The organism is Pseudomonas sp. G166 (assembly GCF_037027455.2).
GTDB lineage: Bacteria > Pseudomonadota > Gammaproteobacteria > Pseudomonadales > Pseudomonadaceae > Aquipseudomonas.
On record NZ_CP146985.1, the window covers coordinates 6,059,115 to 6,078,998 of the forward strand.

The 19,884-nt window shown below is 59.9% G+C and carries 17 protein-coding genes; 12 read left to right on the plus strand and 5 right to left on the minus strand.

The window, feature by feature from the left end; all coding sequences use genetic code 11:
- Positions 1-200: 200 nt before the first annotated feature.
- On the minus strand, positions 201-647 hold the full coding sequence (locus SGN16_RS26925) for a response regulator (protein ID WP_210641553.1): 447 nt from the start codon (positions 645-647) through the stop codon (positions 201-203).
- A 258-nt stretch (positions 648-905) separates the two neighbouring features.
- Here SGN16_RS26925 and SGN16_RS26930 point away from each other — a divergent pair, with 258 nt between their 5' ends.
- From SGN16_RS26930 to SGN16_RS26970, 9 genes are all read left to right on the plus strand, one after another.
- Entirely contained in the window at positions 906-2,840 is a 1,935-nt protein-coding gene (locus tag SGN16_RS26930; protein ID WP_335945430.1) for a putative nucleotidyltransferase substrate binding domain-containing protein, read from the plus strand.
- Positions 2,837-3,544, plus strand: a complete 708-nt coding sequence (locus tag SGN16_RS26935) for a 3'-5' exonuclease (RefSeq protein ID WP_335945429.1) — start codon at positions 2,837-2,839, stop codon at positions 3,542-3,544. Before SGN16_RS26930 ends, SGN16_RS26935 begins: the two co-directional genes overlap by 4 nt.
- 239 nt (positions 3,545-3,783) lie before the next feature.
- The gene (locus SGN16_RS26940) at positions 3,784-4,302 is read left to right on the plus strand and encodes an RNA polymerase sigma factor (RefSeq protein WP_335945428.1); all 519 of its coding nucleotides are present in this window, start codon (positions 3,784-3,786) and stop codon (positions 4,300-4,302) included.
- The gene (locus SGN16_RS26945; protein ID WP_335945427.1) at positions 4,299-5,279 is read left to right on the plus strand and encodes a FecR family protein; all 981 of its coding nucleotides are present in this window, start codon (positions 4,299-4,301) and stop codon (positions 5,277-5,279) included. The genes SGN16_RS26940 and SGN16_RS26945 overlap by 4 nt, the downstream gene beginning before the upstream one ends.
- A gap of 261 nt (positions 5,280-5,540) precedes the next feature.
- Positions 5,541-7,979: a TonB-dependent siderophore receptor gene (locus SGN16_RS26950; RefSeq protein WP_335945426.1), complete on the plus strand. Its 2,439-nt coding sequence runs from the start codon at positions 5,541-5,543 to the stop codon at positions 7,977-7,979.
- A 142-nt stretch (positions 7,980-8,121) separates the two neighbouring features.
- A complete protein-coding gene (locus SGN16_RS26955; protein ID WP_335945425.1) occupies positions 8,122-9,252 on the plus strand; it encodes a PepSY-associated TM helix domain-containing protein in 1,131 nt (376 codons plus the stop codon).
- On the plus strand, positions 9,249-9,428 hold the full coding sequence (locus SGN16_RS26960) for a hypothetical protein (protein ID WP_210641569.1): 180 nt from the start codon (positions 9,249-9,251) through the stop codon (positions 9,426-9,428). The genes SGN16_RS26955 and SGN16_RS26960 overlap by 4 nt, the downstream gene beginning before the upstream one ends.
- A gap of 205 nt (positions 9,429-9,633) precedes the next feature.
- Positions 9,634-10,932, plus strand: coding sequence for an MFS transporter (locus SGN16_RS26965; RefSeq protein ID WP_335945424.1), 1,299 nt, complete (start codon positions 9,634-9,636; stop codon positions 10,930-10,932).
- Between the two features lie 100 nt (positions 10,933-11,032).
- Positions 11,033-11,662: a glutathione S-transferase gene (locus tag SGN16_RS26970; protein ID WP_307576307.1), complete on the plus strand. Its 630-nt coding sequence runs from the start codon at positions 11,033-11,035 to the stop codon at positions 11,660-11,662.
- 198 nt (positions 11,663-11,860) lie between these two features.
- Here SGN16_RS26970 and creD read toward each other — a convergent pair whose 3' ends face one another.
- The 3 genes from creD to creB form a co-directional block, all read right to left on the minus strand.
- Entirely contained in the window at positions 11,861-13,234 is a 1,374-nt protein-coding gene (creD, locus tag SGN16_RS26975) for a cell envelope integrity protein CreD (RefSeq protein WP_335945423.1), read from the minus strand.
- A gap of 218 nt (positions 13,235-13,452) precedes the next feature.
- Positions 13,453-14,871 carry a two-component system sensor histidine kinase CreC gene (gene creC, locus SGN16_RS26980; RefSeq protein WP_335945422.1) on the minus strand — a complete coding sequence of 473 codons (1,419 nt, stop codon included), beginning with the start codon at positions 14,869-14,871 and terminating at the stop codon, positions 13,453-13,455.
- Positions 14,871-15,551 (minus strand): two-component system response regulator CreB, encoded by a 681-nt coding sequence (creB, locus tag SGN16_RS26985; RefSeq protein WP_335945421.1) that lies wholly within the window; start codon positions 15,549-15,551, stop codon positions 14,871-14,873. The genes creC and creB overlap by 1 nt, the downstream gene beginning before the upstream one ends.
- 180 nt (positions 15,552-15,731) lie before the next feature.
- On the opposite strand from creB, the gene SGN16_RS26990 reads away from it, so the two are divergent.
- Positions 15,732-16,802 (plus strand): RHS repeat-associated core domain-containing protein, encoded by a 1,071-nt coding sequence (locus SGN16_RS26990; RefSeq protein WP_335945420.1) that lies wholly within the window; start codon positions 15,732-15,734, stop codon positions 16,800-16,802.
- A 306-nt stretch (positions 16,803-17,108) separates the two neighbouring features.
- Here the strand turns inward: SGN16_RS26990 and SGN16_RS26995 are convergent, their stop codons facing one another.
- The gene (locus tag SGN16_RS26995) at positions 17,109-17,615 is read right to left on the minus strand and encodes an ATP-dependent zinc protease (protein ID WP_058543389.1); all 507 of its coding nucleotides are present in this window, start codon (positions 17,613-17,615) and stop codon (positions 17,109-17,111) included.
- 207 nt (positions 17,616-17,822) lie between these two features.
- On the opposite strand from SGN16_RS26995, the gene SGN16_RS27000 reads away from it, so the two are divergent.
- Positions 17,823-18,716 carry an acyltransferase gene (locus SGN16_RS27000; protein ID WP_335945419.1) on the plus strand — a complete coding sequence of 298 codons (894 nt, stop codon included), beginning with the start codon at positions 17,823-17,825 and terminating at the stop codon, positions 18,714-18,716.
- 76 nt (positions 18,717-18,792) lie between these two features.
- Positions 18,793-19,854, plus strand: a complete 1,062-nt coding sequence (locus tag SGN16_RS27005; protein ID WP_335945418.1) for an RHS repeat-associated core domain-containing protein — start codon at positions 18,793-18,795, stop codon at positions 19,852-19,854.
- The last annotated feature ends 30 nt before the right edge of the window (positions 19,855-19,884 follow it).

A 19,884-nucleotide genomic window follows, 5' to 3' on the forward strand; every position in this document is an offset into this window, starting at 1 on the left:
CATTACAAGTGAAGGTATTTGCCAAGCACTGCTTTTGTGGCGGGGGATCTATCCCCGCTGGCTGCGCAGCAACCCAAAAGAGCTGAACTCAGTCAATCTGACACACCGAGCCGGTAGCTTCAGGGTTGCAACGCAACCCAGCGGGGGGGCGACGTTTCGATAAATCCCCTCGCCACTAGGCCCCGATTCGGCAAGTGATTTTAGAGATCCACCCCCAACTCATGCTTGACCAAGCCCAGCAACTTTTCGGTATCGATAGGCTTGAGCAAGAAATCCACCACGCTCAGGTGCATGGCTTCGATGGCGTCCTTCACGTCGGCGTCGCCGGACACGATGATGATCGGCAGCGCTGCCCGCTCCGACTCGCGTACCAGGCGAACCAGTTCAAGGCCATCGACGTTACCCATGCGCAGATCGGTGATCAGCAGCCCTATCGACGGCTTGGTTTCCAGCATCTTGAGTGCCGTCTCGCCACTGGCCGCGGTCATGCAGTGAATCCCGTCCAGCGCCAGAATCTCCGACAGCAACTCGCGAGCGTCCTTGTCGTCATCGACGATCAAGACGCGCTGCGGCGGCAGGTCAGGTTCCAGCATGACGGCACTCAGCGCCTCGCGCTCGTCGTCACTCAAAATATCGTGGTCGGACATGATGCTCTCTAAGTTCTTTAAATCGATCCCCTGGCACAGTGGTCAGACATCGTTCGGCAGCGCTTCAATGTGCACTTCGTCGGATTTTTTTCCAAGAACATTTAATGAAGATTTCTCTGACACCTGGCCTGGGATTTTTCCGTAAGTTCGGCCCCTATTCGGCGACCTAGACTTACGTCCAATGGGCACCCCACGCTGAGGGGCCGACCATGGAGAACAGTTCCGACCACAACAATTCGAAAAAGCTGCGTAACAGTTATGAAAAAAGCGGACGCTTTCATCCAGGCAGGGAAAACCGCGGTGTTGCAAAACATCCAGGGGACACTGCAGTTTCTCCAGCGTTTCCCTCCGTTCAATCAAATGGAAAATGCCCACCTGGCCTACCTGGTGGAGCAATGCCTGCTGCGTTTTTATGCGCCCGGCGAAAGCATCATCAAACCGGCCGACGGGCCAGTGGAGCACTTTTACATCGTCAAGCAGGGCCGGGTGGTGGGCGAACGTCCGCATACGGCCAAGGGCGGGACCGAGACCACCTTCGAAATCACCACCGGCGAATGTTTCCCCCTTGCTGCGCTGCTGGGCGAGCGGGCCACCCGTACCGAGCACCGGGCCGGCGAAGACACGTTCTGCCTGCAATTGAACAAGCAGGCCTTCATCAAGCTGTTCGCCCTGTCCGGCCCGTTTCGCGACTTCGCCCTGCGCGGAGTGAGCAGCCTGCTCGACCAGGTCAACCAGCAGGTCCAGCAAAAGTCCGCGCAAACCCTGGGCACGCAATACTCCCTCAATACACGCTTGGGTGAACTGGCGATGCGTCATCCGGTGAGTTGCAGCCCGGACACACCGCTGCGCGAAGCCGTGAAGTTGATGCACGAGCAACAGGTTGGCAGCATCGTGGTGGTGAATGAGCACAAAGCCCCGCTGGGGATTTTCACTCTGCGCGACCTCAGGCATGTAGTGGCCGACGGTTCTGGGGACTTTTCCCAGCCCATCGCGGCGCACATGACCCAGACACCTTTTTACCTCTCGCCGGACCACAGCGCCTTCGACGCCGCCATCGCCATGACCGAACGGCACATCGCCCATGTCTGCCTGGTCAAGGATCAGCGCCTGTGTGGCGTGGTGTCGGAGCGCGATCTGTTTTCCCTGCAACGGGTTGACCTGGTGCACCTGGCCCGGACCATTCGCAGCGCACCAAAAGTGGAAAACCTGGTGGCCCTGCGCGGCGAAATCGGCCAACTGGTGGAGCGCATGCTGGCCCACGGCGCGTCGTCGACCCAGATCACCCATATCATCACCCTGCTCAACGACCACACCGTGTGCCGAGTCATCGAGTTGACCCTGGCCGACAAGGGCGACCCGGGCGTTGCGTTCAGTTGGTTGTGCTTTGGCAGTGAAGGCCGGCGCGAGCAGACCCTGCACACCGACCAGGACAACGGCATTCTGTTCGAAGCGCGGGACGCGGCCCATGCGGCGCAGATCCGCGGGTTGCTGCTGCCCATCGCCCAGCAGATCAACCAGAGCCTGGCCTTGTGTGGCTTCACCTTGTGCAAGGGCAACATCATGGCCAGCAACCCCGAGCTGTGCCTGTCCCGCGCCGAATGGGCCCGGCGCTTTGCGGCATTCATTCGTGAAGCCACACCGGAAAACCTGCTGGGTTCGAGCATCTATTTCGACTTGCGGGTGGTCTGGGGCGATGAGCAGGGCTGCGAACAACTGCGCCAACAGGTGCTTGCACAAGTAGCCGATAACCGTTTGTTCCAGCGCATGCTGGCCGAGAACGCGCTGCGCCATCGCCCGCCGGTAGGACGCTTCAGGGATTTCGTTCTGAGCCGCAAGAATGGTGAAAAAGCGACCCTCGACTTGAAGGTGCAGGGCCTCACGCCCTTCGTCGACGGCGCCCGTTTGCTCGCGCTGGCCAATGGCATCGAAGCCATCAATACTTTGGAGCGCTTGCGGCAACTGGTCGTCAAGGAAGTGATCGAACCGCTCGATGGCGCGGCTTATGAAGAGGCCTACCACTTCATCCAGCAGACCCGCATGCAACAACATCAATTGCAAACCCGCGAGAACCTGCCCTATTCCAATCGTGTCGACCCTGACAGCCTCAATCACCTGGACCGGCGTATCCTGCGCGAATCCCTGCGCCAGGCCCAACGCCTGCAAAGCAGCCTGGCGGTGAGGTACCAGTTGTGAGCATTTTTTCCTGGCTACGCCCGGCCCAGCCGATGTTGCCGCCGATGTTGCAGCAGCGCCTGGAACGCCTGCCCGCCCCCTCGCCACTGGATGAACGCAGTTTGCGGGAACAGCGCTGGGTGGTGCTGGACCTGGAAACCACCGGCTTGAACCTGAACAAGGACCAGGTGCTGTCCATCGGTGCAGTGGTGATCGAAGACGGCGCTATCGATTTCAGCCAGCAGTTCGAACGCACCTTGCAATGCGACAAGCAGAAGCTCGGGCCGAGCGTGTTGATCCACGGCCTGGCGCCCAGCGCCATTGCCGCCGGCAGCGACCCGGCCGAGGCGCTGCTGGCGTTCATGGAATTCGTCGGCGACAGTCCGCTGCTGGCCTTTCATGCGCCATTCGACTCCCACATGCTCGGGCGGGCCTTGAAGGATTACCTGGGGTATCGCTTGCAGCATGCGTTCCTGGACGTGGCCGACCTGGCGCCGATGCTTTGCCCCCAGGCCAATCTGCGCAAGGCCGGCCTGGATGAGTGGATCGACTGGTTCAAGCTGCAAGTCTTCGACCGCCACAACGCCAGTGCCGACGCCTTGGCCACCGCCGAACTGGCGTTGATCCTGTTCAGCCGTGCCCGCCAACAGCAGATCCAGAGCCCGCTTGACCTGCAACAGCGGTTGGGCCAGTGGAAACGGCGGCAGCAGGCACCTTCGCTTTAGAAGACTTGAGAACACAAAGCCCTCCTGCGGGAGCGAGCTTGCTCGCGATAGCGGTGAATCAGTGGCATTGATGTTGATTGATACTCCGCTATCGCGAGCAAGCTCGCTCCCACATGGGGCTGCGTTGCTTGTCACACTCCCCCGCCACGGCTGCTCCGACCAGTGCCAATTGCTTTCTTTCCCTCGCCTCTGCCACAATCGCGAACAATTCTCGTTACTTAAAACGTCGGTGATGCTCCGTGTCGTCAGTCCCTAGCCCTCACAGCGATCTGGTTGGTGCGTTATACCGTGACCATCGCGGTTGGCTATTGGCATGGTTGCGACGCAATGTCGCCTGTGCGCAACGGGCCGAGGACTTGAGCCAGGACACCTTCGTGCGCCTGCTGGGCCGGGAGGAGTTCAAAGCGCCCCGCGAGCCCCGGGCGTTCCTGGTGGCAATCGCCAAGGGGTTGCTGTTCGATTATTTCCGGCGTGCGGCGGTGGAGCAGGCTTACCTCAGCGAGCTGATGCTGATTCCCGAGGCCGAACAGCCATCCGTGGAAGAACAGCAGATCATCCTCGAAGACCTCAAGCATATCGATCGCCTGCTCGGCCAACTGTCGAGCAAAGCCCGCGCGGCGTTCCTGTATAACCGCCTCGACGGCCTCGGCCACGCCGAAATCGCCGAGCGCCTGGGGGTTTCGGTGCCACGGGTACGGCAGTATCTGGCCCAGGGCATTCGGCAGTGCTATATCGCGCTTTACGGTGAGCCAACATGAGCCCGGCCCATGGCAAACCGGTCTCGGCCAGCGTGCTGGATGCGGCCATAGCCTGGCAGTTGTCGCTGGACTCAGGCAGCGGCAGCGCCCAGGAGCGCGAAGCCTTCGCCCGCTGGCATGCTGCGGACGAAGAACATGCCCGGGCCTGGCGGCAGTTGGGCATGCTCGACCAGCGTTTCAGCGTTGCCAGTGGACCGGCGAGGGCCGCGTTGCTGCAATCACGGGTGAGTATTCGCCGCCGGGTCCGCAAAGTGGGCAGCGGCCTGGCCAGTCTTGTCGCGGTCATCGGCCTGGCGCTGTTTGCCGGGGAGCGTTACCTGCCGCTGGATTACTGGCTGGCCGACCAACGTACCGCCACTGGCGAGCAACGCACCCTGCGCCTGGCAGACGGCACGCTGATCAACCTCAACACCCACAGTGCCCTGGACGTGCGTTTCGATGACAAGCAGCGCCGCATCGTCCTGCAGGAAGGCGAGATCCTGGTGGAAACCGGTCACAACGACCCGCGCCCGTTTATCGTCGAGACCCGCGAAGGCAGCATGCGCGCCCTCGGCACCCGGTTCCTGGTCAAGCGCGAGGACCAAGGCACGCGTCTGAGCGTGTTGAAATCCGCGGTAGCGGCGCATCCACAGACAACGGATGTCGAACAGATCCTGCGCGAAGGCCAGCAGGTGCTGATGCGCCGCGACGGTCTCGGGCCGACGATGGCCCTGAGCCCCGGCGCCGATGCCTGGACTCGCGGCATGCTGGTGGTGGACAACGCCCGCCTCGAAGATCTGGTCCATGAACTGGGGCGCTACCGGCACGGCTATTTGGGCGTAGAGCCACAGGTGGCGGACCTGCGCATCACCGGCAGCTTTCCGTTGCATGACACCGACCTGGCCCTGACCGCGCTGCTGCCGACCTTGCCGGTGCAGGTCGAACATCACACGCGGTGGTGGGTGGTGGTGGGCCCGCGGACCGATACCAAGCCTTGAGGAACCTCGTGTCAGTGATGACGCCATCGCGAGCAAGCTCGCTCTCACAGTAGAGCGCGGCGTACACAAGGCGGGGTTCACTGAAGATCAAATGTGCGAGCGAGCTTGCTCGCGATGGGGCCAACCGCCTCAGCACAAAAACCAGGCTGGACTACCCGCCAGAAAACTGAATCTAAATTATTTTCATCCAGCCTCTATCACTTTTCAATTTTCATCCGGCACTCAGGCAATTGAGAAATATTTCCATTCAGGAGCCGCCGTATGTCCCGCCCGCTAGACACCCTGTTGCGCCCCAGCCTGTTGGCCGTTGCCATTGCCTTTGCCGTTCCTCTCGCCAGCGGCCCGCTGCAGGCCGCCGAACAGGCCACGAGTATGCGCACCTACAACCTGCCCGCCGCGCCATTGGCCAGCACCCTGAACCAGATCGCCAGCCAGGCCGGCCTCGCCCTGAGCCTGAATCCGTCCCTGGCCTCGGGCAAAACTTCAGCGCCGGTCCAAGGCCAGTTCGATGCCACCGGGGCACTGCGTGAGGCCCTGCGTGGTACCGGCCTGCAACTGGAACAAAGCAGCGCCGGCACCTACAGCCTGGTGGCCGTGCCTGAAGGCGTGATGGTCCTGCCGGAAACCAGCGTGATTGGCGCCGGCTTCGGCGAAACCGCGTGGGGCCCGACCGAAGGCTATGTCGCCACCCGCACCGCCGCCGGCACCAAGACCGATACGCCGATTGTCGAACTGCCACGCTCGGTGTCCGTGGTGACACGCCAGCAGATGGAAGATCGCTCCGTGCTCAACCTCAACGACGCCCTGCGCTACACCGCTGGCGTGCAGAGCAGCGGCTACGGCTCGGACTCGCGCAACGACTGGCTGCTGGTGCGTGGCTTCATACCGACCCAGTTCCTCGATGGCCTGCCACTGCCCAAGGGCAACTACATCACGCCGAAGATCGAACCCTGGAACCTTGAACGCATCGCCGTGCTGCGCGGCCCGGCCTCTTCGGTCTACGGCCAGACGCCCCCGGGCGGCATGCTCGATATGGTTAGCCGTCGCCCACAAGCCGAGAGCAGCCACGAAGTCGAGTTGCAGGCCGGCAGCTACGAACACAAGCAGATCAACTTCGACAGCACTGGCAAGGTCGATGACGAAGGCCAGTTCCTTTATCGGGTCAGCGGCACCGTGCGCGACAGCAATTCCCAGGTCGATCACATCCCGGACAAACGCTACAACCTCGCCCCGAGCCTGACCTGGAACATCAACGACGACACGCGCCTGACGTTCCTGTCCCAGTACACCCGCGACGACACTGGCATCACCGGGCAATTCCTGCCATTGCAGGGCACCAAACTGGCCTCGGCGGCGGGCAGGATTTCCCATCACAAGAACCTGGGCGACCCGGACTGGGAATTCTATGACCGCACCTACTACGCCCTAGGCTATGCCTTTGAACATCGCCTGAACGACACCTGGCAGTTCCGCCAGAACCTGCGCTACACCAAGAGCGACCTGGAAACCCAAGGCATCTCCGCCGGTGGGCAATTCTGGCCGGCGGGTCCTGACGAAGCGGTGAGCGCCGATGGCACGGTCAAGCGCAGTGCCAGTGTCGTTGACGAGGACATCAGTCAGTTCGCCGTGGACAACAACTTCCAGGCCGACTTCCAGACTGGCGCGTTGAGCCACACCCTGTTGCTGGGCCTGGATCACCAGCGCGCCAACAGCAATTCGCGCTGGGATTGGGGTTCGACTGGCGTACCGACCAGCAACATCCACAACCCGGTCTACGGACAGGACTTCTCCAACGTCCAGTACTTCACCATGTACGACTACAACCAGAAGACCCACCAGACCGGCCTGTACGTTCAGGACCAGATCGCCCTGGACAATTGGCGCCTGGCATTGGGCGGTCGTGAAGACTGGATTCACACCGGCACCGTTTTCCACAACCTGAACGATGCAACCAACACCCAACGCGACAAGAAATTCAGCGGCAACGCGGCGCTGAGCTACGTCTTCGATAATGGTGTGACGCCATACATTTCCTTCGCCCAGTCTTTCCAGGCAGCAGCGGGTTCAACCGTCAACAGCACCGATGCGTTCAAACCCACCGAAGGTGAACAATACGAAGCCGGCATCAAGTACCAACCACCCGGCACCAAGACACTGCTGACCGCCGCAGTGTTCGACCTGACCCAGAAGAACAACTCCGTGACTGAAAACAACGTCACCCGCCAGGTGGGTGAAGTTCAGGTGCGCGGCCTGGAGCTGGAAGCCTCCGGCGATGTAACCGACAACCTCAAGCTGATCGGCTCCTACACCTACAACGATAGCGAAATCACCAAAGGCACGACGGCTGAAAAAGGCAAGCGCATGGCTCAGGTGCCGCGTAACCAGGCTACCGCGTGGGCCGATTACACCTGGCACAACGGCCCGCTCGACGGTTTTGGCGTCGGCGCCGGTGTGCGTTATGTCGGCGACACCTACGGCAACACCACCAACACCGACTGGGGCCATGTCGGCTCCTACACCGTTTACGACGCGTCGGCCCATTACGACCTGGGTCGCCTGAACAATTCGCTCAAAGGTGTTTCGGTGGCGGTGGATGCGAAGAACATTTTCAACAAAGACTACCTGTCCACCTGCGATGGCTTTTATTGCTACTACGGCGATCAGCGCAACGTCGTCGCCAGTGTGAATTACAAGTGGTAGGCGGTTAGCGCGCGGGAGCAAGGCTTGCCCGCGACGGAGGCGACTCGGTTTCTAAAGGGCCGCATCGCCTGTTTCGCGGGCAAGCCTTGTTTCCACGGATAAATCCCCTCGCCACAGGTGCCCTTTTGCATCCGGATCAATCATGAAAAGCAAAACCATCCGCCGCTGGTCCTTTGTCCACACCTGGACCAGCCTGATCTGCACAGTGTTTCTGCTGATGCTGGCGATCACCGGGCTACCGTTGATCTTCCATCATGAAATCGAACACCTGCTCGGCGATGCTCCCGAGTTTCGGCAAATGCCGACTGACACGCCGCAGTTGGACCTGCAACAACTGGTGGAAAAAGCCAAGGCCCATCGCCCGGGTGAGGTGGTCCAGTATTTTGGCTGGGACGAGGACGAACCCAACGGCGTCATCACCATCATGGCGCCAACACCCGGCACCGAGCCCAATTCGTCCCACACCTTCATGCTCGACGCACGCACCGGCGAGGCCCTGGCAATGCCCTCGGCCAACGGCGGTTTCATGATGGTCATGCTGCGCTTGCACGTGGACATGTTCGCCGGGTTGCCGGGTAAATTGTTGCTGGCGTTCATGGGCCTGCTGTTCGTGATTGCCCTCGTCTCCGGGGTGGTCCTGTACCTGCCGTTCATGCGCCGCTTGAGGTTCGCCACGGTACGCCAAGACAAATCCTCGCGCCTGCGCTGGCTCGACCTGCACAACCTGATCGGCGTGGTGACGCTGGTCTGGGCGCTGACCGTCGGCGTGACCGGCGTCATCGCCGCGTGCGCCGACCTGATCATCGCCGCCTGGCGCAACGACAGCCTCAGCGCCATGGTCGAACCCTACCGCAACTCCCCGCCGCTGACGCAACTGGCACCGGCAAGCCGCTTGCTCGACATCGCCAAGGAGGTCGCTCCGGGCATGGCGCCGAGTTTCATCGCCTTCCCCGGCACCCTGTTTTCCAGTGAGCACCACTACGGCGTATTCATGAAAGGCAGCACCCACCTGACTTCGCATTTGCTGACCCCGGTACTGATCGACGCCAGCACCCTGGACGTCACCGCCGTGGCCGAACGGCCTTGGTACATGGACGTCATGAGCCTGTCGTTGCCGCTGCATTTCGGCGACTACGGTGGCCGGCCGATGCAGATTTTCTGGGCGACCCTCGACGTGCTGACCATCATCGTCCTTGGCAGTGGCGTTTACCTGTGGCTGGTGCGGCGTAAAGCGGCCAAGCGTGCAACCGTCGGTGCGGAGGTCGCCTCGTGAGGCCCCGGCAATCGAGTTTCTGGAAAGTGTTTGGCGTGCCCATGGTGATCGGGGTCCTTTGCGCGGCAGGGCTGTTCAGTGCCTTGTTGGGTGACGGTCTGTGGGACGCCGTCAGTTGGCTGGGGTTGGGTATCCCCTCTGTGGTGGCGGTGTGGGGCTTGATCCCGCGCCGCTGAGTCATTCGGGCGGGCATTGGCCAGACACACGCCCTCCTCTGCTCGTCATACGATAACCGCCGACACCGCCGGTTAATTCAAACCCCACAACCTTCGACATATTTATTGACAAATTAATCCTTGCACTTCTATAAAGGCCAACGTTGTACGACAACTTACAACATGACATGCGGCACCAACTCCAAAAATAATTGATGGTGAAGTGATGAAAATCAGAGGCATCCGCTGGTGGATGGTCGGCCTGGTCACGGCCGGCCTGATGGTCAACTACCTGGCTCGCAATACCCTCTCGGTGGCCGCTCCGACCCTGATGAGCGAAATGAACATCTCCACCGAGCAGTATTCCCACATCGTCGTGGCCTGGCAGATCTGCTACGCATTGATGCAACCGGTGGCCGGCTACATCATCGATGCCATCGGTACCAAGATGGGTTTCGCCATTTTCGCCTTCGCCTGGTCCATCGCCTGTGCCGCAGCAGCCATGGCCTCGGGCTGGCAAGGCCTGGCGTTTTTCCGTGGTTTGCTCGGCCTGACGGAAGCCGCCGGGCTGCCGGCTGCAGTAAAGACCTCTACCGAATGGTTCCCGGCCAAGGAACGCTCGGTGGCCATCGGCTGGTTCAACATCGGTTCCTCGATCGGCGCCGTACTGGCTCCGCCACTCGTGGTCTGGGCGATCCTGAACAGTGGCTGGGAGCTGGCGTTCCTGATCGTTGGCGGCCTGGGTGTGGCCTGGACGTTCCTCTGGCTGATCTTTTACAAGCATCCACGCGACCAAAAGCTCTTGGGCGACACCGAGCGCGATTACATCCTCTGCGGCCAGGAAGCCCACTTCCAAGATCCGACGCCGAAGAAAGGCAGCTGGAAACGCATCATCGCCAGCCGCAACTTCTACGCCATCGCCAGTGCCCGGATTCTCTCCGAGCCGGCTTGGCAAACGTTCAACGCCTGGATCCCGCTGTACCTGATGACCGAGCGGCACATGAACATCAAGGAGATCGCGATGTTCGCCTGGCTGCCGTTCCTGGCTGCCGACCTGGGTTGCGTGTTGGGCGGTTACCTGAGCCCGTTCTTCCACAAGTATTGCAAGGTGTCGCTGTTCACCTCGCGCAAAATGGTCCTGCTGTTCGGTGCCTCCTGCATGATCGGCCCGGCGTGCATAGGCCTGGTCGCCAGCCCGTACACGGCGATCGCCCTGCTGTGCATCGGCGGTTTTGCCCACCAGACCCTGTCCGGCGCGCTGTACGCCATCACGTCCGATTCCTTCGGCAAGAATGAAGTCGCCACTGCCACCGGCATGGGCGGGATGTTCGGCTATCTGGGCGCGGCGGCCTTCACCCTGTTGTTTGGCGTGATGGTGACCAAGATCGGCTACAGCCCACTGTTCGTGCTGTTGGCGATCTTCGATGTGGTCGCGGCCTTTATCGTCTGGACCGTCGCCCGGGAACTCAAGCAACAACCGACGACATCGGCACCAGCGCCGCAGGCCCTTCAACCAGCCGCCTGATGCATGGCGCGACCGGGACTCATCGCCCAGGTCGCGCCTGCCTTGTACACGGCTGAACGCGCTATGCTGCGCAACAAGTCCCACTGATCGAGACGCTGCCATGTCCACCCCCAGCATGACGCTGTTCCACAACCCCGCTTCCCCTTTCGTTCGCAAGGTCCTGGTGCTGCTGCACGAAACCGGTCAGCAAGACCGCGTGGCGTTGCAGCTCAGCCAGCTCACGCCGGTCAAGCCGGACCGGGTCCTGATCGATGACAACCCATTGAGCAAGATCCCGGCCCTGCGCCTGGCCAACGGCAGCGTGATCCATGACAGTCGCGTCATCCTCGACTACCTCGACCACCAGCACGTCGGCAACCCGCTGATCCCCCGGGATGGCGCAGCCCGCTGGCGGCGCTTGACCCTGGCCTCCCTGGCCGATGGGATCATGGATGCAGCCGTGATGATCCGTTACGAAACCGCCCTGCGCCCTGCGGAAAAACACTGGGACGAATGGCTCGATGCCCAACGGGACAAGATTCGCCGCGCCCTGGCCATGCTCGAAGCCGAGGCGATTGCCGAACTGGCCTGTCATTTCGACGTGGCGTCCATCAGCGTGGCCTGCGCCCTGGGCTACCTGGACCTGCGCCATCCTGACCTGGAATGGCGCAAGGCCAATCCGCAACTGGCGGCGTGGTTTGCCGAAGTCAGTTTGCGGCCTTCGATGGTTGAGACGGTGCCCAGGGTTTAGCTTGCATTGACCGTTCCGCCCTCATCGCGAGCAAGCTCGCTCCCACATTGGGTTGCTTTGTCTGGACGACCGGGATCCCCTTTGGGAGCGAGCTTGCTCGCGATGAGCGGCACACTGGCTCCAAAGGAAACAACTCAGCAACCTGCATCACTAACACTTCTCGCCATTGCCGATCCTCACGCAACCCCAACGACCGGCTCATTTCACCTCTCCCAGATCAAAGCTCATGGCAGCGGCCGGCTTGGACCCAACCCCGTACCAATCCAACTTACGGGTCAGCACCATGAACACGCCCAACAGGCTGAACAGCAACAGCGAGCCCATCAACAGCGCGTAATCCTCAGCGCTCAACAAGCCATAGAGCAAGCCGTACAACCCCGCCAACCCCACCGAGAACCCCAGGCCGTGGCTCACGCTGCGCAGCACATGGCAGACATAAAACCCGATCAGCAACACACAGGCACTGGCCGACACCAGGTACGCCGGGGCAAAGCCGATGTGCTCCGACAGCGACAACAGCAGCAGGTAGAAGAACGCCAACGCCACGCCCACCAAGGCGTACTGGACCGGGTGCACCGCCAGGCTCTTGAGCACTTCGAAGAGGAAGAAACCGGCGAAGGTCAGCGCGACGAACAGCAGCGCGTATTTGATCGCCCGGTCGCTCTTGAGGTATTGGTCCACCGGGTCGATGAAGCTCACACCGAAGGCGCGACTGCGGAACGCTTCACAACTGTCGCTTGGTTCGCAGGCTTGCAACGTTTCCAGCAGGTTGGTGGAGAAAAACGACGTCTGCCAGTCAGCACTGAAGCCCTGCTCATTAATGTCGCGATTGGTGGGTAGGTAGTTGCCGATGAAGCTGGGGTGCGGCCAGTCGGCGGACAAGTGCACCTTGGTGGATTTGCCCACCGGCAGAATCTGCAGCTCGCCGGTGCCCTGCAGGCGCAGGTCGAAGCCGAAGGTCAGCTCCGGGCTGCCCTGGGCAGTGATCATCGGCAGCGGCACATGCACACCCTGCCCCAGCCAGCCAAGTCGCGAACCGGGCAAAAAGTCGACGGTCTGCTGGTTCAGTGTCAGGGTCAGCGCATTCTCGATGCCACGAATATCGCTGATACCTACGCTCAGGTACGGTTCGTCGAAGCGGTAATCGGCAAAATCCTTGGCCGCCACACCGTAGCGCTCAGGCACCTTGAAGCGGCCATCGATCCGGTTATCGGCGTGGAACAACCGCGCTTCGTAGATCCCCCGGGCACGGGTTTCAGTGCGGACCTGGCCGTCGAGCTCGAACTCTTCCGGCAAAAAATACAACTCGCCCGTCCGCTCGACGGTTTCCAGGAAACGCACACCGGTCTTCTCGTTGGTATTCCAGACCTTCACCTCCTTGCGAAACGGCACCACGATCATCGGCCCGATCAGTTGCTGGCTGTAGCTGGAGCTGCGGGCGATGTCCTGCAACACACCGTCGCGCAGCTCCTGGCGCTCGTCGATGAGGCCATTGATCATCAACAGCGGGATCATCAGTAACAGAATCAGTAGGGCAATCATGCCCAGTTTTATGGCGAGGCTGCGGTTCATGTGGGGCTCTCCCTGTTCGTATGGGGGAGAGTCTGGGGGGGCTGTGTGAGGCGTTTATGGGGAGAGTGTGGAGATTGTGTGGAAACTGACAGCCAAAAACTGTGGGAGCGAGCTCGCGAGGGCGGTAGATCAGTGCCAGCTATGCTGGCTGACACTGCGCTATCGCGAGCAAGCTCGCTCCCACAAAGGGTAGGCGTTATCGAATAGCAGATGCGGTTTCAGGGCAACCGCAACACCACTTCAACCCCTCCCTCGACATTGCCAATCTGGAATGCCCCTCCATGCAACTGCACCACTTCCTCCACAAAGTTGAGCCCCAGGCCGGTACTCTTGCGGCCGCTGTCCGGGCGCGGCAGGGAGTAGAAGCGTTCGCTCAGGCGCGGCAGGGCGTAGTCAGGAATCGCTTCGGCCTGATTGAACAAGTGGATCTGCACACAATCGCCGATGCGCTCGGCACTGACGCGCAGCAGTCCGTTAACGGGGGTGAAGTCCAGGGCATTGTCCAGCAGATTGCCCAAGGCCTGATGCAACAGAAACGCCTCGCCCGTCAGCACCAGGTCGGCGGCGATGTGTTGCTCGATCCGCAACTGCCGACTCTCGATCCAGCCACCACGAGCCTCCAGCAGCTCCTCCATCAACGCCGCCAGCGGCACCGCGACTTTTTCCTCCAGCCCCTGGCGCTGCTCGATCTGGGCCAGGTTGAGCAACCGTTCGATCAGTCGCTGCATGCGCACGCTTTCACTGTCGATATTGCTGACAAAGCGCTGGTGCTGGGCCGCAGGCATATCGCTCTGCAGCAGCTCGGCGGCACCGCGAATCGCCGCCAGCGGGCTCTTGAGTTCGTGGGTCAACGTATGCACGTAGCGCTCAACGTAAGCCTTGCCTTCGAGCTGGGTGCGCATGTGTTCCACCGCACCCGCCAATTGCTCGAACTCGCCGCCGCGATAATGCGGCACTTCCACCCGACGGCCCTGGCTGACCGCCTGGGCGTAGCTCGTCAAGCGCCGCAATGCCGCGCTGAGCCACCACGACAGCAAGCCGCCCAGCAGCAAGCCCAAGGCGACCAACCCGGCGCCATACGCCAGCAGACGCCGCTCCGTGCGATCGATATAAGGCTGCAGCGAGCTGTTGGGCTTGGCCACGGTGACCACACCGATGATCCGGCCGTTGTCGCGGATCGGCGCGCCGACGTGCATCACCGAAGACGTCGGGTCGTCGGCAACGCTGCGGGTCGAACGAGCGCCGTAGTGGCCGCGCAACGTCAGGTAGACGTCGTTCCAACGCGAATAATCCTGACCCACCGCCGCGCCGCTGGAGTCGAGCACCACGATGCCCTTGGCGTCCGTGACATAGATGCGGTGGCTGACCTGGTTCTTCGGCAAGCCCCAGATCGTCGCCGCCGGCTGGCGCTCGCCGTAGGCCTTGAGCAACTGCGGCCAACGATTCTGGTTGAGGGTGCCGGCCTTGAAATCGTCCCGCAGGATCTCGGCCATCAGGTTGGCCGTGTCCACCAGGGTTTCTTCGGTGGACTGGCGCACGCCAGGGCGGATTTCCTCCATGACCGTGTTGAGCACGAAATAGCCGGTCAAACCGATGAACAGCACATACACCAGGAAAATCCGGATTCCCAGCGACATCAGCTGTGCCCCGGGCTGTAGCTGTAGCCCAGGCCCCGATGGGTCTGGATCGGCTCGGCCTCGGCCCGGACCAGGCGCAACTTGGCGCGCACGCTCTTGATGTGGCTGTCGATGCTGCGTTCATAGCCTGCATCACTGGCCACGCCCAGGGCGTCGAGCAGTTGTTCGCGGCTGAAGACCCGTTCGGGTTGTTCCAACAGACAGTTGAGCAGGCGGAATTCATGGCGGGTGAGGTTCAGCGGTTTGCCGCGATAGCTGATTTGCACGCGATCGGCATCGACCTGAAACAGCGCCATGCCTGGCTCCATCACCGGTCGCGGCGCCACGCGCTTGAGAATCGCCCGGACCCTGGCCGCCACCTCGCGGGGGCTGAAAGGCTTGACCACATAATCGTCGGCACCGATTTCCAGGCCCACGACCCGGTCGATCTCAGCATCCCGGGCTGTAAGAAAGATGACCGGAACGTCGCTGAAACGTCTGAGACTTTTACAAGTCTCGAATCCGCTGATATCCGGCAGGCCCACATCGAGGATGATCAGGTCCGCCGGGGTGCTTTTCTGGTGATCGAGGGCGGCCGCGCCGAGGCTCAGCCAAGTGGTGTCGAATCCCTCCCCTTGCAGGGCAAACACCAGCGTATCGGCGATGGCGGCTTCGTCTTCGACAATCAGGATATGAGGCATGGCTTGCGAGCCCGGCAGTAAAGTTGCCGGAACGGTGCCCCAAGCCTCGGGGCACGTCAATCGGCAGTCGAGTTTGTCGGTGGCTGGCCGTCATTCCTAACAGTTCTGATAGTAGGCAAGCGCTGAAAAACAGCTGATGCTGAGGGCTGGATTTCTTGGATCTTACGTGGAGTTCAGCCGATGCCTATCGCTCCTAACGAATCCACATTGTGCCGTTATCACTACGACCCGCTCGATCGTTTGACCGATTGCGCGCCCATCGACGAGGCCGCCATTCAGCATTTTTATTGCAAAAACCGATTGGCCACTGAAATACAGGGTGCGGTGCAACGTAGTGTTTTCCAGTACGACGACCAGCTATTGGCGCAGCAACAGCGACAGAGGACCGTCGTAAATACCACCCTGCTGGCCACCGATCTGCAACGCTCGGTGTTACACACGCTCAATGCTCAAGTACACCAGCCACTGGTTTATACGCCCTACGGCCATCTACCGGCAGAAAGCGGCCTGACCAGCCTGCTGGGGTTTAATGGCGAGCGCCGTGCTCCGGTGACTGGGCACTATCTATTGGGCAATGGTTATCGGGCGTTTAACCCAGTATTGATGCGATTCAACAGCCCGGACAGTTTGAGTCCGTTTGGTAAGGGCGGGTTGAACGCTTATGTATATTGCGGGGGGGATCCGGTCAATTTTGAAGATCAAACGGGTCATATGCCCTTTGGAAGGCCTGCTCCTATAGCCCGGCCTCTCAAGGTCAATACAGGAATACCTCGTATCCCAAGAGTTACACAGAACTATCAACCTCGACCACCTGGAGCATCAAGCACCAGCACCAGCACCAGCACCAGCACCAGCACCACACCGAGAGTGAGGCCTGGAAGCTCTAAACCATCCAACGCAGCTAACGAAAGAATGTTGCAAGTACCCACTGGAAGTTCTCAACCACCCATCGACACATCGAACCCATATCCACTCTACCCGGAAGCAGCTGTCGATGCCTGGAAGTCGCAAGACGCATTTAATATTCAGGTTTTTAATCGGGAAACACACGAACTCTTAAAAATCATACCAATCACCCACACCCAGAGAGTCGATTATGACAACCAGCTCTACAGCGACCGTATGAATATACACGAGCTATCAAATAAAATACGCCACGACCTAGGGAAAAAAGATAATTTTCTCTATATGCTTTCGTTAGAAAATATACGCCCCATAACGGACTTTATGTCCGGACTTAGCAGACAATAGAGAAAGGTAAGCCTGAAGTACCCGCCTATTTTTACCCAAGCGACACGCGCCCCTGGAAGACATCATGGCTCCGCCATGAATTTAACAACGCTAAAGTTCCGACGCTATAAGCCCTAGCGGGCGCTGGAAATTTTACACTCAAGTAAGGTCGGAAATAGACACTGATAGTGATGATCTCCGGCCGGGTAAATTTCTACTGTGTCCCAAAAATCAGCCCCTTATTCGGAACATCGGAACATCGGAACAAAGAACCATCCGGACATGGCGTCCAAGCGCAACGCTGCTGGACGCCTTAGCGCTCATCCCTCAGCAATCCGGCTTATCCGCCGTAAACCTCCGGGCCGGGTTCACCGCTGCGCCGAACTCACGCAATGCCTTGGCACCAATCAACAACGGGTAATTGAAACTACTGCGGTCGGTCAGGTTGACCTCGACCGTGCGCTTGACGTTGCCCAGGCACAACTCCAGATCGACCACCGGACGCTTGGTGGGGGCGATTTTTTCGTCGTCGTCCTCATCCTCTTCGGAACGGGTCTTGATCTTGCTGATACGCGCGATCTTGTGCTCGTAGACCTTGTTGCTCGCATCCTTAGTCGCCAGGCGGAACCGTACCCAGTCATCACCGTCGCGGGTGAAGGTTTCGATGTCCTTGGCCGACAGCGAGGCGGTCAGCGCGCCAGTGTCCATCTTGGCCTTGAGCACCTCGCCGCCGATTTCCGGCAACGCGATGTATTCGTAGCGCCCGTACAGGGTCGGCTCGGCGGCCAGCACTGGAAGGGCCACCAGGGAAAGCAGGGCGAGAAAGGATTTCATGCAAGAGGGCTTCCTGTGTGGGTGGGATTTTAGACCGTGGCCGATGGATTCGTTCGGTTGATCGCGCACCTGTGGCCTGGGATTGCTCCCTGGCCACAAAAGCGGGTCCAGCCTACCCGAACCAACGTGAAACTTTCGTCCACGCGATTTGGCCTGCCGCCCGAAGCTGCTTATCATGGCCCGCCCATCTGTTTGCAAGAGTCATGTATGCGCCGCCTGCTCACCGGCTGTTTCGTCACCCTGCTGCTGTTACTCAACACCCTGGTGCTGTTCGGCCCGCTGATGGTGTTTGCGCTACTCAAACTGGTCCTGCCCGGGCGCTTTCGCGACTACGCCTCGTGGGCGGTGATGTGGATCGCCGAGACCTGGGCCGAGATCGACAAACTGATCTTTGCCCTGTGCATCCCCACCCGCTGGGACATCCGCGGCGGCGCCGACCTGCGCGGCGACACGTCCTACCTGGTGATCAGCAATCACCAATCCTGGGTCGACATCCCCGCCCTGGTCCAGGCCCTCAACCGGCGCACGCCATTCTTCAAGTTCTTCCTCAAGAAAGAACTGATCTGGGTACCCTTCCTGGGACTCGCCTGGTGGGCGCTGGACTATCCGTTCATGAAGCGCTACACCAAGCCCTTCCTGGCGAAGAACCCGGAACTGGCTGGCAAGGACCTGGAAATCACCAGGGCCGCCTGCGAGCTGTTCAAGCGCCAACCGGTCACCGTGGTGAACTACCTCGAAGGCACGCGCTTCACCACCGCCAAAAGCCAACAGCAACAGTCACCCTTCACCCACCTGCTCAAGCCCAAGGCCGGCGGCGTGGCGTTCGTGCTGGCGGCGATGGGTGAACAACTGGACGCGGTGCTGGACGTCACGGTGGTGTACCCGCAAGAGCGGATTCCCGGGTTCTGGGATTTGATCAGCGGCGCGGTACCCCGGGTCATCATCGACATCCAGACCCGGGAGTTGGACCCGGCGCTGTGGCGGGGCGATTACGAAAATGATCCGGTGTTTCGCCAGTTTGTACAGGATTGGGTTAATCAGCTTTGGATGGAGAAGGATCGGCGTATTGCGGCTTTGCGCAGCGAAGGTAAGGACACCTAACAGTTCTGATAGTAGGCCGCGGTTGGAAAACCTCCGATATTGAACGTCTGGTTTAGGACCTCGTACGGAGCCCGGTATGCCTGCTATCCTTCGTAAGACCGTATTGTGTCGCTACCACTACGATCCGCTGGATCGCCTGGTCGATTGCACACCCTCTGCTGAGGTCGGCATTCAGCGTTTTTATTGCAAGAGTCGATTGGCTACCGAGATACAGGGCGCGGTGCAACGTAGCGTCTTCCAACACGACGACCAGTTATTGGCCCAACTGCGCCACGAGGGTTCAAAGGTCGAAACCACCCTGCTAGCGACCGATCAACAGCGTTCGGTATTGTCTGCGCTTGACGCCACCCGGCCTCATCCCATCGCCTATACACCCTACGGCCATCGTCCGGCGGAAAATGGTTTGCTCAGTTTGCTTGGGTTTAACGGCGAACGGCCGGATCCGGTGACGGGGCATTATTTGTTGGGGAATGGGTATCGGGCTTTTAATCCGGTGTTGATGCGGTTTAACAGCCCGGACAGTTGGAGTCCGTTTGGGGAGAGGGGATTGAATGCGTATGGCTATGGTATAGGGGACCCTATTAATCGGAGCGATCCGACAGGGCACACTCCAGTTCGACCCTTTCTTAAGCCTCAAACTCAACAACCGTTTACACCCCGGGCAACTACCTCCACTTCTAGCAGAGCGCGGCGTATACGCCCCCCACTAGCAGAAAAAAGAGCCATGGTCCAAATCGCAAAAGATAAGGAGGCGGCATTAGGGGAGCACAAATACTTTACCGTTAACCGTCCCTTAGACGACGTGATAGAAGCTTGGAATCAATATGAATTCCTTAGAATGTTACGTGGATTTGATAAACATCAGAAAATTTTCAATAAGTGGGCTTTTCCACAACCTGATGGGACCGAATTAATTAACACCATAGCTTTCGATACAAGGATCGACCTTGCGAGACTTTTAAGAGATACAGAAAATCTCGAAAAGTTAAACGATGCTTTATCCAGTCGAGGATCACCTACAGTAAATTTGACTACATCGATGGAGATCATCGACGCAGAAATAGCTCGTTACAGACATTTACAACGATTTACCGGAATCCAATTTATACAAGACATCCGTCAACCTCAAGCGCGTTAAACATCAGAAAGTTATACGCAAGACTACAAA

Coding starts and splice junctions, on each gene's coding strand:
- SGN16_RS26995 (WP_058543389.1), bottom strand. CDS start 17,615: ATGAAATCCTTTCTCGCCCTGCTTTCCCTGGTGGCCCTTCCAGTGCTG.
- SGN16_RS27005 (WP_335945418.1), top strand. CDS start 18,793: ATGCCTGCTATCCTTCGTAAGACCGTATTGTGTCGCTACCACTACGAT.
- SGN16_RS26990 (WP_335945420.1), top strand. CDS start 15,732: ATGCCTATCGCTCCTAACGAATCCACATTGTGCCGTTATCACTACGAC.
- SGN16_RS27000 (WP_335945419.1), top strand. CDS start 17,823: ATGCGCCGCCTGCTCACCGGCTGTTTCGTCACCCTGCTGCTGTTACTC.
- SGN16_RS26965 (WP_335945424.1), top strand. CDS start 9,634: ATGAAAATCAGAGGCATCCGCTGGTGGATGGTCGGCCTGGTCACGGCC.
- creD (WP_335945423.1), bottom strand. CDS start 13,234: ATGAACCGCAGCCTCGCCATAAAACTGGGCATGATTGCCCTACTGATT.
- creC (WP_335945422.1), bottom strand. CDS start 14,871: ATGTCGCTGGGAATCCGGATTTTCCTGGTGTATGTGCTGTTCATCGGT.
- SGN16_RS26925 (WP_210641553.1), bottom strand. CDS start 647: ATGTCCGACCACGATATTTTGAGTGACGACGAGCGCGAGGCGCTGAGT.
- SGN16_RS26955 (WP_335945425.1), top strand. CDS start 8,122: ATGAAAAGCAAAACCATCCGCCGCTGGTCCTTTGTCCACACCTGGACC.
- SGN16_RS26950 (WP_335945426.1), top strand. CDS start 5,541: ATGTCCCGCCCGCTAGACACCCTGTTGCGCCCCAGCCTGTTGGCCGTT.
- SGN16_RS26970 (WP_307576307.1), top strand. CDS start 11,033: ATGTCCACCCCCAGCATGACGCTGTTCCACAACCCCGCTTCCCCTTTC.
- creB (WP_335945421.1), bottom strand. CDS start 15,551: ATGCCTCATATCCTGATTGTCGAAGACGAAGCCGCCATCGCCGATACG.
- SGN16_RS26930 (WP_335945430.1), top strand. CDS start 906: ATGAAAAAAGCGGACGCTTTCATCCAGGCAGGGAAAACCGCGGTGTTG.
- SGN16_RS26945 (WP_335945427.1), top strand. CDS start 4,299: ATGAGCCCGGCCCATGGCAAACCGGTCTCGGCCAGCGTGCTGGATGCG.